Source organism: Mesorhizobium sp. M1D.F.Ca.ET.231.01.1.1 (assembly GCF_003999155.2).
In the GTDB taxonomy this organism is placed as follows: Bacteria; Pseudomonadota; Alphaproteobacteria; order Rhizobiales; family Rhizobiaceae; genus Mesorhizobium.
In genome coordinates this window covers 1-331 of the sequence record NZ_RZOZ02000157.1, presented here as the reverse complement: position 1 = coordinate 331, position 331 = coordinate 1, and the positions used below count along the sequence as shown (strand labels likewise).

General features: G+C 67.1%; 1 protein-coding gene. It reads right to left on the bottom strand.

The window, feature by feature from the left end:
* The coding region (locus EN874_RS32745; protein ID WP_127428859.1) for a short-chain fatty acyl-CoA regulator family protein at positions 1-331 on the bottom strand (331 nt) is incomplete at both ends.

Genomic DNA, 331 nt, shown 5'->3' with positions numbered 1-331 from the left:
GGCGCCGTCAGGCATTTCCACCGCCTCGACCAGGATCTGGCCCGGCTGCGAGAAGACAGCATGCACGGGAAGTTTGGGACAGCCGCCGCCGAAGCGGCTTTGCGGATAGCCCTGGCTGCCGGCCTTGCGGAAACGATTGCCGGCATTGTCGACCTCCAGCATGAAGAACGGCACCCCAGCCGCGCCTGGACGCTGCAGCATGGTCAGGCGGTTGGCCGCCTGTTCGAACGAGACGCCGAAGCGGGAACGCAGGACGTCGATGTCGTAGCGGGCACGGACGGCGGCGGCATGGAAGGCCTGGTAGGGCATCATCAAGGCGTGCGCGGCGTAG